Genomic DNA, 14953 nt, shown 5'->3' with positions numbered 1-14953 from the left:
GATGTCTCGGGGTCCATAGATCCCCGTACGCTGTGTGCATGGCGAACACTCTGGGGCGCTCCCGGGAGGACCTGCTGCGGGTCCTCCTCGACACGGCCACCGACCTCACCGCGCTGCGGGACGTGGAGGCCGTGCTCCAGGCGATCGTGCGCCGCACGCGCGCCATCGTCGGCGCGGACATGGCGTACATCAGCCTCAACGACCCCGAACGCGGCGACACCTACATCCGCCAGTCCGACGGCGTCACCACGCCCGCCTACCGGGCCCTGCGCATGCCGCTCGGGGTCGGGGTGCTGGGGCAGGTCGCCACCGGCCTGGCGCCCTTCCAGACCTCCGCCTACCTGGACGACCCCACGGTCGTGCACGATCCGGAGGTCGACGAGATCGTGCGGGCCGAGGCGGTCGAGACGATCATGGGCGCGCCGCTCACGGTGGCGGGCCGGGTGATCGGCGCGCTCATCGTGGCCGAACGCCGGTCGCGCCGGTTCGAGCCGGAGGAGATCAGCTGTGTGGAGTCGATCGCCAAGCAGGCGGCGGTCGCGATCGACAACTCGCTGCGCTTCGAGGAGATGGCCCGCCAGGCCGAGCTCCTCAACGTGGAGCACCGGCGCAGCGCCGCCGAGCTGCAACTGGCCACCCGGATCGTGGAACTGGACCGCAGGCTCCTGGATGCGGTGATGGTCTCGCCGGACGTCGGGCGCGTCCTCACCATCGGCCGCGGCGCGCTCGACGACGACCTGTACATGCGGGATGCCTCCGGCGCGCTGCTCGCCACGACCGCGGACCCGGCCGGCGCGGTCCCCGAGCCCGGGACCGCCGTCGCGGTCACCGCGGCGGCGGAGACCCTGGGCAGCCTGCACACGGGTTCGGTCCTGGGCCCGGACGGCAGGGCGCTGCTGGAGAGGGTCGCCGTGCACGTCGCCCTGGCCCTGCTCTTCAGCCGGGCGGAGGAGGACGCCGACCTGCGCGGACAGGACGAGCTGATCGACGACCTCCTCTCCGGGGCCGACCTCCCGCACGACCGGCTGGAGCGGCGGATGCGCCGCTGGGGCCTGCGCTCCGACGACCGCCTGTGGTGCGTGGCCCTGGACGTGCCCGCCGCGGAGGCGCGGCGGTACCGGCAGGTGCTGCGCTCCGCCGTCGGCCGGGCCGTGATGACCGCGCACTCCGACCACCTGTGCCTGGTGACCGCCTCCCCCGACTGGGAGGGCAGGCTGCGCACGGCGTTCGCCGGGCGGGGCCGGACGCTGCGGGCCGGTGCGGCCGGGCCGGTCACGGTGCCGGGGGAGCTGCCCGACGCGCACCGGAGGGCCTCGCTCGCGCTCGGTTCGCTCATCACCCTCGACCGGGACGGGGTGCTCGACGGCGACCGGCTGGGCATGGTCCACGCGCTCCTGGACCTGGCCCGCACCGGCGGCCTCCCGGAGTCGCTCACCCGGGGCATCGACCCGCTGCTGGCCTACGACGACGAGCGGGGCACCGACCTGGCCCGCACCGCCTTCTACTACCTGGAGACCGACGGCAGCGTCGCCCGGGTCGCCGAGCTGCTGCACCTGCACCGCAACACGGTGCGCCAGCGGCTCACCCGGATCGGCGCACTGCTCGGCCAGGGCTGGGACGCCTCGCCGCGCCGCCTGGAGACGCACCTGGCGCTCCAGGTGCGCGACGCCCGGGTCGGCCTGCGCCGCCCCGGGGCCCCGGGGCGGCGGACGGCTCCGGGGACCGCGCCCGGCTGACCCCGGACCCGGCCCCGGGGTGTGCCCCTCCGCCCCGGCGGGGTCCGCGCCCTCCGGAGGCGCCGAGCGCCGCGGAGGCCGGACACGGCACGTCCCGCGGCCCGGTGCCCCCGGCCCGGCCGTCCTCCCGGCCGCCGACGATGGCGTGAATCGTGGGGTGCACGTCGTTGACGCCATCGTGAGGGCGGCAGCAGGCTTGAACGCATGAGACGCGTCGTCTTCGTCGTCTACGACGGCTTCCAATCGCTCGACCTCACCGGCCCCTACGAGGTCTTCCGCCACACGGGCCGGTACGACTGCCGGGTGGTCGCGCCCGCCGCGGGCCCCGTGCGGGCCTCGAGCGGCCTCTCCCTGCACGCCGGGCACGGGCTCGGCGACCTGGACCCGCGGGGCACCGACACCCTGCTGGTCGTGGGCGGCGCCGGGGTCGACTCCGCCCGGCTCGACCCCGTGCTGGTGGGGTGGATCGCGGCGGCCGCGCCGGAGGCGCGGCGGGTGGCGTCGGTGTGCAGCGGGGTGTTCCTGCTGGCGGCGGCCGGGCTCGTCCGGGGACGGCGGGTCACCACCCACTGGAAGCGCCGTGACCAGCTCGTCCGCGAGCACCCGGAGGCGGTCGTGGACTGCGACCCCGTTTTCGTCGCGGACGGGAACGTGTGGACCTCCGCCGGGGTCACCGCCGGGATGGACCTCGCGCTGGCCCTGGTGGAGGAGGACCACGGGTGCGGGGTGGCCCAGGATGTGGCGCGGGAGCTGGTGATGTTCCTGCGCCGTCCGGGGAGCCAGTCGCAGTTCAGCGTCCCCCTGTGGTCCGTCCGGCCGCGGACCGACCCGATCCGCGAGGCCGTCCACGCGGTCCACGCCGACCCCGGCGGGGACCACTCGGTGGCCGGGCTCGCCGCGAGCGCCGGACTCAGCCCCCGCCACCTGCAACGGCGGTTCACGGCGGAGATGGGCGAGCCGCCGACCTCCTACGTCGAGCGGGTGAGGATCGAGGCGGTCCGGCGGGCCCTGGCCGAGGGCGACGAGCCCGTCGACGCCCTCGCCCGGCGTTTCGGCCTGGGGACCGCGGAGACCCTGCGCCGGGCCTTCCACCGCCGGGTCGGGGTGGCGCCGTCCGACTACCGCAACAGATTCCGAGCAACGAGGGAGTACGTATGACCACCTACGGCGTCCTGGTCTTCGACCAGGTCGAGGAACTCGACTTCGCCGGTCCCTGGGAGGTGCTGGCCACCTCGGCCCTGGTGCGGGACCGCGGCGACCGCGTCCTGCTCATCGGGGAGACCGGCGGGGAGGTCCGGTGCGCCAAGGGCCTGAGGGTCCGGCCGGACCACGCCTTCGGCGGGCACCCCCCGCTGGACGTGCTGGTCGTACCGGGCGGGGCGGGGGCGCGCACGACGGCGTCGGCGAACCCCGTCGTGACCGGCTGGGTGGCCGAGACCTCGGCCGCGGCGGAGTGGACCGCGTCGGTGTGCACGGGCGCCTACCTCCTGCACGCGGCGGGCCCCGCGCGCGGGCGGCGCGTGGCCACGCACCGGTCCTGGGAGGACGGGCTGGAGGCCCGCGGCGAGGTCACCGTGGTCCGCGACGCCCGCTACGTGGTCGACGGGAACCTGGTGACCAGCCAGGGTGTGTCCGCCGGGATCGACATGTCCCTGTGGCTGGTGGGAAGGCTGCACGGGCGCGACCACGCGCGCACCGTACGGGAGAGGATCCAGTACGAGCCCGCCCCTCCCTACCTCGCCGACGAGCCCCTGCCCCCCGCCGCGGACGCCGCCTGACGCCCGCCCCGACCCGCCCGGTCCGGCCGCCGGGGGAATCCCGTTGCGGGTGCGGCGGCGGCTCCGACAGGCTGGGCGCCATGGACGAGGACGGCGAGGACAGGGGCCTGAACCCCGACGGGACCATCGCCCGCGAGGGCTCCATCGACCGGGTGGGGCCGGTGTTCGGCCCGGTGGTGGCCGCCGCCCGGGAGGGGATCGGCGCACTCTACGGTGCTCCGGGCCCCGGCGCCCGCCTGCACGGCGCCTACCTCTACGGCAGCGTCCCGCGCGGGACGGCCCGGCCCGGCCGCTCCGACCTGGACCTGATGCTGGTGTTCAACGGGCCGCCCACCGGGGAGGACCGGGAGGCGGCCCGGTGGCTCGAGGGCCACCTGGACTCCGCCTTCGGGGAGGTCGACGGGGTGGGGATCCTGCTGGAGGGCGCGGCGGCGATCCTCGCCGACCCGAACGACGGCGGGTTCTTCGTCTCCCGCCTGTGCACGCCGCTGCTGGGGGCCGACCTCGCGCCGAGCCTGCCCGCCTACCGCCCCACCTCCCTGCTGGCCCGGGAGACCAACGGCGACCTGCACCTGTTCCCCGAGCGCTGGCGGGCGGCCGCCGACGGCGACGACCTGGGCGCGGTGGTGCGCAGGGCGGCCCGCAAGACCGTCCGCAGCGCGTTCACCCTGGTCATGCCCTCCTGGGGCGGCTGGACCAGCGATCTGGGGCGGTCGGCGGAGATCGCCGGCCGGTACCACCCGGAGTGGGCCGCCGACCTGCGGCGCACCGCCGCCGCGGCACTGGACCCGGTCCCCGACCGGGAGCTGCTGCGCATGGTCACCGACGGCCTGGCGCCGCGCGTCGCCCGCGAGTACCGCAGGGTCCACGGGGTGAAGGCACCGCGGTGACCGGGACCACGGCCGGTGGGCGATTCTTCGGGTAGTGTCCGGTTCCGTGAGCCACGTGACCGCTTCCGACGGAACCCGCATCTGGTACGACGTCCTCGGTGACGGCGACCCCCTCCTGCTCTTCAACGGCCAGGCGCTCGACCACGAGATGTGGGACGGGCCGCACGCCGCGCTGGCCGAGCGCCACCGGGTGGTGCGGACGGACTTCCGGGGCACCGGCGGCAGCGACGCACCGCTCGGCTCCCCGTACACCCTGGACCTCTTCGTCGACGACGCCCTGGCGGTGCTGGACGCGCTGGGCATCGGGCGCGCCCACGTCTACGGGTTCTCGATGGGAGGCAAGGTCGCCCAGAGGATGGCGGCCACCGCACCGGAGCGCGTGGGCGCCCTGGTCCTGGGCGCCACCGCCCCGGGCGGACCGCACGAGGTGGAGCGGCCCCGCGAGTCGACCCTGGCCCTGCGCCAGGCGGGCACCGCGGCCGGTGCGCAGAAGATCGGCCCGCTCTTCTACACACCGGAGTGGGCGGCCGCGCACCCGGGCACCGTCGCCCGCATCCTGCCGCGCGGCCCGCTGCGCGCCCAGCGCCTGCACTTCGGGGCGAGCACCGGGTACGACGGCTGGGACCTGCTGCCGCGGATCCAGGCGCCGACGCTGGTCGTGCACGGCGAGGACGACCGGCTCACCCCGGTCGGCAACGCCGCCCTGCTGGCCGAGCGGATCCCGCAGGCCCGCCTGCTCGTGCTGCCCGGCCTGCGCCACGGCTACCTGCACGAAGGCGGGTCCAAGGCCACCCGCGAGGTCCTCGACTTCCTCGCCGCCCACCCGCTGGGGTAGGCGCCGCCCCGGCCGGCTCAGCCCGGCCGGTGGCCGGCCGGGGCCGCCGCGCCGATGCCCGGCCGCCGCCGCAGGTACCACTCGGCGACGAGGAGGTTGGGCACCCAGGCCAGCCACGCGATCGCCGGGTAGACCGCGGTGAAGATCTCCTCCTCGCCGTACCCCGGCCCCACCAGGGGGGTGAGGAGCGCCGTCGACAGCGGGACCAGCACCCGCAGCGTCACCCCCGCCATGGTCAGGGAGAACACGCGCACCATCCACTTCCCGTGGTCGGCGTACCGGCCCTCGCGGGCCGCCCGCCAGCCGATCGCGGCCGTCGCGAACCACAGCGCGGACAGCAGGGCGAAGCCCGTCTGCGCGACCGCGCCGTAGGTGCTCATCACCGCGAGCGCCATGCCCGACACCGCGCCGGGGAACACGCCCGCGAACAGGTGGATCCGGCCGATGACCCGGTGGGCGCCCCGCCGCCGGAGCGCGGGCCAGAGCTGGAGCGGCGCGGTGACCAGCGCCAGCACCGAGGTGCCGACGTGCAGGACGAGGACCGGGTAGTGCAGGGCCGGGTCGCGCAGCGCCACACGGGCCTCGGCGGGGTCGAGCCCGGTGTAGGCGCCGACGGACACCAGGGCGACCGCCGCGCACAGGGCGGTCACCGCCGTGAGGGCGATCGCGCGGCGGCGCCGCACGGGAGCGGAGGGGGACGGCATCGGGTTCTCCTGACGGGGGGCGGATGCTTCACCTCCACTGTCCTCGCGGGATCCCCCCGGAGGTATCGGGATTCACCCGGAAGATCCGGCCCTCCCGGTGGGCTCCCGCCGCCGGGCCCCCGGCATCCCCTAGGGTGCGCCGGTCCGGCGGGCGGCCCGCTCCCCGACCTCCGCGGCGGCCGCGGCGAGCACGGCCCCCTCCTCCGGGGACAGGTTGGGGTCGGCCGCGCGCAGCCGCACGGCCCCGCCCAGCAGCCGCACCGGGTCGCCGCGCGTGTGCGAGAGGAAGGCGTCCAGCGCCTCCCCGGCCAGGGCGGCGACCGGGGGCGGGAAGGACCCGGAGAGGCGCACCTGCGCCAGGATCAGCGCCGACACCGCGACGTCGAGGTCGGCCTCGCCCGGTCGGGCGTTGGTCCAGTCGATGAGCACCGGGCCCGCGCCGGTGAGCATGATGTTGTCCGGGTGCAGGTCCAGGTGCAGCAGGGCGCCCGTACCACCGGGTGCGGGCAGGCCGTGCAGCCGGTTCTGGAGGTCGGCCATGATCCGGCCGACCTCCCGGGGGCCCACCCCGCCCGCCATCGCCGCGGCCAGCAGGGTGGTGCCGTCCAGGCGCTCCATGACCAGGTCGGCGCCGTCCACGGAGTGCACCCGCGGGGCGGGGAACCCGTGCGCGGCCACGTGCTCCATCACCGCCGCCTCCGCGGCCGGGGAGCGGCCGTCGCGGTTGCGGCGCAGCACGCGGCGCCCGTACAGGGCGAAGACGTCGGCGTCGCGGCCGGACGCCAGGGGGGTCGGGGTGTCGGCCACGGAGGGTCCTCAGGGGGTCGGGGGCGGGGGGAGGTCGCTGCGCAGCCGGTCCAGCAGGCGGCGGTCCTTCTTGGTCGGGCGCCCCGCGCCCCGGTCCCGGCGGATCACCGGGACCGTCGCCTGCGGCGGGAGCTCGGGGGTGTTGTCCACGTAGCAGCGGGCCGCGATCGGCGCGCCCACCCTCTTCTCCAGGACATGCCCCACCTCCAGGATCCGGGTGGTGCCGTGCAGGCGCACCCGGACCTCGTCGCCCGCCTTCACGGGGGAGGCGGGCTTGGCCGGGCGGTCGTTGACCCGCACGTGGCCGCCCCGGCAGGCCTGGGCGGCGTCGGAGCGGGTCTTGGTGAGGCGGACGGCCCACAGCCAGCGGTCGACCCTGGTGCTGTCGGGGCCGGGCGGAAGGGGGACTGCGTCGCTCACGTGCGGGACTCCAGGGCTCTGTCGGGGTTCGGGCCCCCGGGACCGGACCGTGCCGGACCGGGCCGGACGGAACGTTCGGGGCGTCTTGAGCCACTTTACGGGGCGACGGTACGAAGCACTCCGAAGTCGCGCTAGAGTTGTACCAGCAACGAGGTCCTGTGGAGCAGTTAGGAGTGCTCGCCACCCTGTCAAGGTGGAGGCCGCGGGTTCAAATCCCGTCAGGACCGCACATGAAGGCCCGGTGTCCCAGGACGCCGGGCCTTCGCCGTTGTCCGGGGGAGGGGCACGATGACGTACCGGTACGCGGTGGAGCGCACCGACCACTCGGAACTGGCGAGCGGACACGTGCTCCGCTCGGCGCCCGGTTTCCCGGGGTTCCCGGTCCGCCTGGCCGACGAGCTGTTCCAGCGGGCGATGGTGCACACCGGGCTCCCGTCCGTGCGCCTGTGGGACCCCTGTTGCGGAAGCGGCTACCTGGCCACCGTCCTGGGCCTGCTGCACCGGGAGCGGATCGCCTCGGTGCGCGCCACCGACGTCGACCCCGACGCGGTGGGGCTGGCCGGGCGCAACCTGCGGCTGCTGACCGCCCGGGGCCTGGCCGAGCGCGAGGAGGAGCTGCGCCGTGCCGCCCGGGACTTCGGCCGCCCGGCGTTCGTGGAGCGGGCCGAGCAGGCCCGGGCGCTGGCGCGGGGCCTGGCCCGGGCCGGCGGCGACCTGCCGCACGAGGCGGCGGTCGCCGACGCCTTCGCCCCCGCGGGGCCGGTGGCCGCCGACCTGGTCGTCACCGACGTCCCCTACGGCGAGATGACCCGCTGGGAGGGTCGGGCACCCGGAGCGGACCCGGTCGGCGGACTGCTCGCCTCGCTCGGCCGGACACTGCCGCCCGGGGCCGTCATCGTGGTGGCGGCCCGCGCCCGCCGCATCGCCCTGCCCGGGGGCGTGCGCGCCCTGGAGCGGGTCAGGGTCGGCGTCCGGTCCGCGGTGCTGGTGCGCGCCCGGGACGTCGCCTGAGCCCGGCTCAGCCCGCCGCGGCGCCCTTGAACGCCCGCGAGGTGTACAGGCCCACCGCGAGCGCCACCAGGGCCAGCAGCGCGAACCCGAGGGTGTAGGCGCCCGTCGCCTGGTAGACGACGCCCATGACCAGCGGCGGGAAGTACCCGCCCAGCCCGCCGGCCGCGCCGACCAGCCCGGTCACGGTCCCCACCCGGGAGGGCTCCACCAGCTTGGCGACCAGCGCGAACACGCCCCCCGTGCCCAGGCCCAGGGCGATCGCGATGAGCACGAACGACGCGCCGGCCGGGAACTCGGCGGGTGGGTGCAGGGCCAGGACGACGGCGCACGCGGCGGTGCCGAAGAACGAGACCAGGCACACCTTCACCGGACCGATCCGGTCCGACAGGATGCCGCCGACCGGCCGCGCAGCCACCGCCGCCACGGCGAACCCGGCGGTGCGCATGCCCGCGTCGGACTGCAGGTAGTCGTAGGAGATCGTCAGCAGCGTCGGCAGGTAGGTGGAGAAGGCCACGAACCCGCCGAAGGCCACGGCGTACAGCAGGGAGGCCTGCCAGGTGGCCCGGAGCCCCATCGCCTCCCGCATGCGCGGCAGGGCGGGCCCGGTGCGCGGGGCCCACCCGGGCGCGTCACGGCAGAAGAACCACATGACCAGGCCCATCGCCGCGAGCGCCGCGCACATCAGCAGGTGGGTGGCGAACAGGCCCATCGCGTCGACCAGCCGCGGGGTGAGGAACGCCGACAGCGCCGTGCCGCCCATGCCCGCCCCGAAGACCCCCGTCGCGAACCCGCGCCGGCCCGCCTCGTACCAGGCGTTGACGAACGGGATGCCGACCGCGAACGACGTGCCCGCGATCCCCAGGAAGAAGCCCCACAGCAGCAGCATTCCGAAGGAACCGCCGGACAGGCCGACCAGGAACGTCGGCACGATGCTGACGAAGCAGATCACCGTGAACATCGACCGGCCGCCGTGGCGGTCGGTGAGCGCGCCCACGGGGATGCGGCCCAGGGAGCCCACCAGGACGGGGAACGCCACCAGGAGGGACGTCTGCGTCGGCGTCAGGTCCAGGCTCTCCGAGTAGGTCCTGGAGAGCGGGCCGATGAGGTTCCACGCCCAGAAGGTCAGGGCGAACGCCGCCGTGGCCAGGGCGAGGTTGCCGCCCGCCGTACCGGAACGCGTCCCCTGTCGACCGACTTCCGCTCGCATGGCGGCTCCTTGTCTCCGGCGTCTCGCGGACATTCGAGTGGATCTGCCGTGATTGTCGCCCGTGCCGGTGTGGGATACGTGACTTTCCCAGATGAACAGGCATATTCATTAACGGAATGTGGTGGGTGCCGGAAGCGCGGTGTCGAACGGAGTGTCATCTTTATGGCGGCAAATGGCAAAGCGAGTGGATCGCTGCTCCGTCTCGGCACCTACCTGACGAGGTCGGAGCCCCTGGACGGGGGCCGGGCGCAGGTCAGAAAGGGCGGACGCGAAGGAGACGCCTTCTACCGGGACCGCTGGAGCCACGACCGGGTCGTGCGCTCCACGCACGGTGTCAACTGCACCGGATCCTGTTCTTGGGATGTTTATGTGAAAGACGGGATCATCACGTGGGAAACGCAGGCCACGGATTATCCCTCTGTCGGTCCCGACCGCCCTGAATACGAACCCCGCGGATGTCCGCGCGGCGCCGCCTTCTCCTGGTACACCTATTCGCCGACCCGGGTCCGCCACCCCTACGTGCGCGGGGTCCTCGCCGAGATGTACCGGGAGGCGAGGAACCGCCTGGGCGACCCGGTGGCGGCCTGGGAGGAGATCACCACCGACCCCGACAAGCGCCGCCGCTACCACCGGGCCCGCGGCAAGGGCGGCCTGGTGCGCACCACCTGGGAGGAGGCCCTGGAGATCGCGGCCGCCTCCCACGTGCTCACCATCAAGCGGTACGGCCCGGACCGGATCGCGGGCTTCTCGCCCATCCCGGCGATGTCGATGGTGTCCCACGGCGCGGGCGCCCGGTTCGTCAACCTGCTCGGCGGTTCCATGCTGTCGTTCTACGACTGGTACGCCGACCTTCCGGTGGCGTCCCCGCAGGTGTTCGGCGACCAGACCGACGTCCCCGAGTCGGGCGACTGGTGGGACGCCGCCTACCTGATGCTCTGGGGCTCCAACGTGCCGGTCACCCGCACCCCCGACGCCCACTGGATGGCGGAGGCCCGATACCGGGGGCAGAAGGTCGTGGTGGTCTCCCCGGACTACAGCGACGCCACCAAGTTCGCCGACGAGTGGCTGGCCCCGCACCCGGGCACGGACGGCGCCCTGGCCATGGCGATGGGCCACGTCATCCTCAGGGAGCGGTTCGTCGACGCGCCCGTCGAGCGGTTCGCCTCCTACGCCCGCACCTACACCGACCTGCCCTTCCTGGTGGAGGTCGAGGAGAGGGACGGGCGCCGGGTGCCGGGCAAGTTCCTCACCGCCGCCGACCTGCCCGGCGCGGACGGGGTCGCCAACGCCGACTGGAAGCCCCTCATCTGGCCACGGGGAGAGGACGGCCCCCACGCCCCCAACGGCACCCTCGGGCACCGGTGGGGCGAGGACGGGATCGGCAGGTGGAACCTGCGCCTGGAGGGCCGGGTCCCGGAGCTGACGTTCCACGGGGAGGGGGCCGAGGCCGTTGAGATCGCCCTGAACCGGTTCGACACCCCCACCGGCGAGGCCGGCGTCCTCACCCGGGGCGTGCCGGTCCGCCGGGTGGGCGGGCGCCTGGTCACCACCGTGTTCGACCTGGTGCTGGCCCAGTACGGGGTGGGGAGGCCGGGCCTGCCGGGCACCTGGCCCGCCGGCTACGACGATCCGTCCCAGCCCTGCACCCCCGCCTGGCAGGCCGAGCTGACCGGTGTCCCGGCCGAGCGGGCCGAGCGCATCGCCCGCGAGTTCGCCGACACCGCCGAGGCCAGCGGGGGCCGCGCCATGATCATCCTGGGCGCGGGCACCAACCAGTGGTTCCACGGTGAGAACGCCTACCGCGCCTTCCTGGCCCTGCTGCTGCTCACAGGCTGCCAGGGGGTCAACGGCGGTGGGTGGGCGCACTACGTCGGGCAGGAGAAGTGCCGCACCGCCACGGGATGGGCGACCTACGCCTCCGCCACGGACTGGTCGCGCCCGCCCCGGTTCATGGCCGGGACCGCCTACTGGTACACGCACACCGACCAGTGGCGCTACGACACCTACAGGGCCGACGCCCTCGCCTCGCCGCTGGGCCCGGGGAAGGTGCGCGGCCGCCACACCGCGGACCTGGTGGCGGCCTCCGCCCGGATGGGATGGATGCCGTCCTTCCCCACGTTCGACCGCAATCCCGTCCAGCTGGGCCGGGAGGCGGCCGAGCTGGGCCGGGACCCGGCCGAGTACGTCGCCGACCGGCTGGCAGACGGGACGCTGCGGTTCGCGGCGGAGGACCCCGACGACCCGGCGAACTGGCCGCGCACCCTCACCATCTGGCGGTCCAACCTGTTCGGGTCCTCGGCCAAGGGCAACGAGTACTTCCTCAAGCACCTGCTGGGCACCCACTCCAACCTCCGGGCCGAGCCGGCCGGCCCCGCCGACCGCCCGGCCGACGTGACCTGGCGGGACGGGATCCCCGAGGGCAAGCTCGACCTGCTGCTGTCCATGGACTTCCGGATGACCAGCACCACGCTGCTGTCCGACATCGTCCTCCCGGCCGCCACCTGGTACGAGAAGCACGACCTGTCCACCACGGACATGCACCCCTACGTGCACGCCTTCAACCCGGCGATCGACCCGCCCTGGGAGGCCCGCACCGACTTCGCGATCTTCCAGGAGCTGGCCAAGGTCTTCAGCACCCTGGCCGCCGAACACCTGGGAGAGGTCACCGACCTGGTCGCGGTCCCGCACCAGCACGACACGCCCGGGGAGCTCGCCCAGCCGCACGGGGTGCCGCCGGACTGGAAGGCCGACGGCGAGCGCCCCGTCCCGGGGCGCACCATGCCCGGCATCGTGGCGGTGCGCCGCAACTACTCGGCGGTCGCCCAGAAGATGGCGGCGCTGGGCCCCCTCACCGAGACCAGGGGGCTGCCGGTCAAGGGCGTGTCCTTCACCCCGGACGAGGAGGTGGAGTGGCTGCGCCGGAGCAACGGCACGGTCCGGGGCGGGGTCGCCGACGGCCGCCCCGCCCTGGACACCGACGTCAAGGTGTGCGAGATGATCCTCGCCCTGTCGGGGACCAGCAACGGGCGCCTGGCCGCCCAGGGGTTCGAGCGGCTCGCGGAGCGCACCGGCACCGATATGGGGGAGCTGATCGCCCACTCCGCCGAGCGGCGGGTGGTGTTCGCCGACGCCCGAACCGGGCCGACACCGGTGGGCACCAGCCCCGAGTGGTCGGGCAAGGAGGCGAGCGACCGCCGGTACTCGCCGTTCACCATCAACCTGGAACACGACAAGCCGTGGCACACCCTCACCGGGCGCCAGCACTTCTACCTCGACCACGACTGGATCCACGAGTTCGGCGAGGCCCTGCCGGTGTACCGGCCGCCGCTGGACATCTCCCGGCTGTTCGGGGAACCGCGGATCGGACCGACCGGGCGGCGCGAGGTGGTCGTCCGCTACCTGACCCCGCACTCCAAGTGGTCCATCCACTCCGAGTACCAGGACAACCTGCTCATGCAGACCCTGTCCCGGGGCGGACCCACCATCTGGATGAGCACCGCCGACGCCGAGGCCATCGAAGCCTCCGACAACGACTGGGTGGAGGCGGTCAACCGCAACGGCGTGGTCGCCGCCCGCCTGGTGGTCTCGCACCGCATGCCCACCGGGACGGTGTACATGCACCACGCCCAGGAGCGGACCATCGACGTGCCCAGGACCGAGACGACGGGGCGCCGCGGCGGGATCCACAACTCGCTCACCCGGCTACTGGTCAAACCCACCCACCTCATCGGCGGGTACGCGCAGCTCACCTACGCCTTCAACTACCTCGGACCGACCGGCAACCAGCGCGACGAGGTCACCGTCGTGCGCAGGAGGACGACGGAGGTGCGTTACCGATGACGGCGGGGGAGGGCGCGGGACGGCCCATCGGGCGGGTCATGGCGCAGGTCGCCATGGTCATGAACCTGGACAAGTGCATCGGGTGCCACACCTGCTCGGTCACCTGCAAGCAGGCGTGGACCAACCGCAGCGGCGTGGAGTACGCCTGGTTCAACAACGTGGAGACCCGGCCCGGCCAGGGATACCCGCGGACCTACCAGGACCAGGAGAAGTGGCGGGGCGGCTGGGTGCGCACCCCCGGAGGGCGCCTCGTGCCGCGGGCGGGCGGGCGGCTCAAGCGGTTGGCGACCATCTTCGCCAACCCGGTGATGCCGTCCATCCACGACTACTACGAGCCCTGGACCTACGACTACGACACGCTCCTCAGCGCGCCGCTGGGCGACGACTTCCCCGTCGCCTCGCCGCGCTCGGCGCTCACCGGCGAGCCCATGCAGGTCACCTGGAGCGCCAACTGGGACGACGACCTGGCGGGCGGGCCGGAACTGGCCCGGGAGGACCCGGTCGTGAAGAAGCTCGGCGACAGGGTGAAGTTCTCCTACGAGGAGACCTTCATGTTCTACCTGCCGCGCATCTGCGAGCACTGCCTCAACCCGTCGTGCGTGGCGACCTGCCCCAGCGGCGCGCTGTACAAGCGGGCCGAGGACGGCATCGTCCTGGTGGACCAGGACCGCTGCCGGGGCTGGCGCATGTGCGTCACCGGCTGCCCGTACAAGAAGATCTACTTCAACCACAAGACCGGCAAGGCCGAGAAGTGCACGTTCTGCTACCCGCGGGTCGAGGTGGGCATGCCGACGGTGTGCTCCGAGACCTGCGTGGGGCGGCTGCGCTACCTGGGGGTGGTCCTCTACGACGCCGACAGGGTGGGCGAGGCCGCCGCGGTGGAGGACGAGAAGGCGCTCCACCGCGCCCAGCTGGACGTGTTCCTGGACCCCGACGACCCGGCGGTGCGCGCCGCCGCCCGCCGCGACGGCGTCCCCGGCCGGTGGGTGGAGTCGGCGTCCCGGTCGCCGGTGTACGCCCTGGCCAAGAGGTTCGGGGTGGCGCTGCCGCTGCACCCGGAGTACCGCACCATGCCGATGGTCTGGTACGTGCCGCCGCTGTCGCCCGTGGTGGACACGCTCACCACCACCGGCCACGACGGCGAGGACGCCGGCAACCTGTTCGGCGCCATCGACGCGCTGCGCATCCCGGTGGAGTACCTGGCCGAGCTGTTCACGGCGGGCGACCCGGAGCCGGTGCGGCTGGTGCTGCGCCGCCTGGCGGCCATGCGCTCCCACATGCGCCGGATCAACCTCGGACAGGAGCGGGACGGGTCCATCGCCGAGGCGGTGGGGATGACCGGCCGCGACATCGAGGACATGTACCGCCTGCTCGCCCTGGCCAAGTACGACGAGCGGTACGTCATACCCACCGCCTACGGCGTCGACGACGCCGACCGGGGGGTCATCGACGAGATCGGGTGCAGCCTCGACCTCGAGGGCGGGCCCGGCATGGGCGGGATGGGCGGGGTGCCGTTCGGCGAGGCGTCGGGCCGTCCCGACGCGGCCTCGGTCGAGACCTTCCACGCCCTGCGCGACCGGCAGTCCAGCGACGAGCACACCGTCAAGAGGGGGCGGGTCAACCTCCTCAACTGGGACGGCAACGGTCGCCCCGAGGGGCTCTTCCCGCCCCGGGAGGGCGACCACGACACCGACGGCGGAGGCGGCTCCGGCCGCCCCGCGTGAG

Annotated in this window: 12 protein-coding genes and 1 tRNA gene; 9 read left to right on the top strand and 4 right to left on the bottom strand. The window is 74.2% G+C overall.

Features of this window, described 5'->3' with window-relative positions; translation table 11 throughout:
- Positions 1-38 precede the first annotated feature (38 nt).
- The 5 genes from ACSUPR_RS13955 (at position 39) to ACSUPR_RS13935 (ending at position 5239) form a co-directional block, all read left to right on the top strand.
- Positions 39-1736: a helix-turn-helix domain-containing protein gene (locus tag ACSUPR_RS13955; protein WP_436891718.1), complete on the top strand. Its 1698-nt coding sequence runs from the start codon at positions 39-41 to the stop codon at positions 1734-1736.
- A gap of 204 nt (positions 1737-1940) precedes the next feature.
- Positions 1941-2894: a GlxA family transcriptional regulator gene (locus ACSUPR_RS13950; protein WP_436891717.1), complete on the top strand. Its 954-nt coding sequence runs from the start codon at positions 1941-1943 to the stop codon at positions 2892-2894.
- The gene (locus tag ACSUPR_RS13945; RefSeq protein ID WP_436891716.1) at positions 2891-3514 is read left to right on the top strand and encodes a DJ-1/PfpI family protein; all 624 of its coding nucleotides are present in this window, start codon (positions 2891-2893) and stop codon (positions 3512-3514) included. Before ACSUPR_RS13950 ends, ACSUPR_RS13945 begins: the two co-directional genes overlap by 4 nt.
- Before the next feature lie 80 nt (positions 3515-3594).
- The gene (locus ACSUPR_RS13940) at positions 3595-4404 is read left to right on the top strand and encodes a nucleotidyltransferase domain-containing protein (RefSeq protein WP_436891715.1); all 810 of its coding nucleotides are present in this window, start codon (positions 3595-3597) and stop codon (positions 4402-4404) included.
- A 46-nt stretch (positions 4405-4450) separates the two neighbouring features.
- Entirely contained in the window at positions 4451-5239 is a 789-nt protein-coding gene (locus tag ACSUPR_RS13935) for an alpha/beta fold hydrolase (RefSeq protein ID WP_436891714.1), read from the top strand.
- 17 nt (positions 5240-5256) lie between these two features.
- Here ACSUPR_RS13935 and ACSUPR_RS13930 read toward each other — a convergent pair whose 3' ends face one another.
- From ACSUPR_RS13930 to ACSUPR_RS13920, 3 genes are all read right to left on the bottom strand, one after another.
- Entirely contained in the window at positions 5257-5943 is a 687-nt protein-coding gene (locus tag ACSUPR_RS13930; protein ID WP_436891713.1) for a DUF2306 domain-containing protein, read from the bottom strand.
- A gap of 129 nt (positions 5944-6072) precedes the next feature.
- Positions 6073-6750: a phosphotransferase gene (locus ACSUPR_RS13925; RefSeq protein ID WP_436891712.1), complete on the bottom strand. Its 678-nt coding sequence runs from the start codon at positions 6748-6750 to the stop codon at positions 6073-6075.
- A gap of 9 nt (positions 6751-6759) precedes the next feature.
- Positions 6760-7170: an RNA-binding S4 domain-containing protein gene (locus ACSUPR_RS13920; protein WP_436891711.1), complete on the bottom strand. Its 411-nt coding sequence runs from the start codon at positions 7168-7170 to the stop codon at positions 6760-6762.
- A gap of 152 nt (positions 7171-7322) precedes the next feature.
- On the opposite strand from ACSUPR_RS13920, the gene ACSUPR_RS13915 reads away from it, so the two are divergent.
- A tRNA-Asp gene (locus tag ACSUPR_RS13915) sits at positions 7323-7397 on the top strand.
- 61 nt (positions 7398-7458) lie between these two features.
- Entirely contained in the window at positions 7459-8181 is a 723-nt protein-coding gene (locus ACSUPR_RS13910) for an rRNA methyltransferase (protein WP_436891710.1), read from the top strand.
- Between the two features lie 7 nt (positions 8182-8188).
- Here ACSUPR_RS13910 and ACSUPR_RS13905 read toward each other — a convergent pair whose 3' ends face one another.
- Positions 8189-9388 carry an MFS transporter gene (locus tag ACSUPR_RS13905; protein ID WP_436891709.1) on the bottom strand — a complete coding sequence of 400 codons (1200 nt, stop codon included), beginning with the start codon at positions 9386-9388 and terminating at the stop codon, positions 8189-8191.
- Positions 9389-9550: 162 nt separating this feature from the next.
- Here ACSUPR_RS13905 and ACSUPR_RS13900 point away from each other — a divergent pair, with 162 nt between their 5' ends.
- Together ACSUPR_RS13900 and narH are read left to right on the top strand one after the other, a co-directional pair.
- Complete coding sequence (locus ACSUPR_RS13900; RefSeq protein ID WP_436891708.1) at positions 9551-13228, top strand: nitrate reductase subunit alpha; 3678 nt, start codon at positions 9551-9553, stop codon at positions 13226-13228.
- A complete protein-coding gene (gene narH, locus ACSUPR_RS13895) occupies positions 13225-14952 on the top strand; it encodes a nitrate reductase subunit beta (RefSeq protein WP_436891707.1) in 1728 nt (575 codons plus the stop codon). Before ACSUPR_RS13900 ends, narH begins: the two co-directional genes overlap by 4 nt.
- Position 14953 lies beyond the last annotated feature (1 nt).

The organism is Nocardiopsis dassonvillei (assembly GCF_964273065.1).
GTDB lineage: Bacteria > Actinomycetota > Actinomycetes > Streptosporangiales > Streptosporangiaceae > Nocardiopsis > Nocardiopsis dassonvillei_B.
The sequence above is the reverse complement of the archived record's forward strand: the minus strand, read 5'-3'. Positions and strand labels throughout refer to the sequence as shown.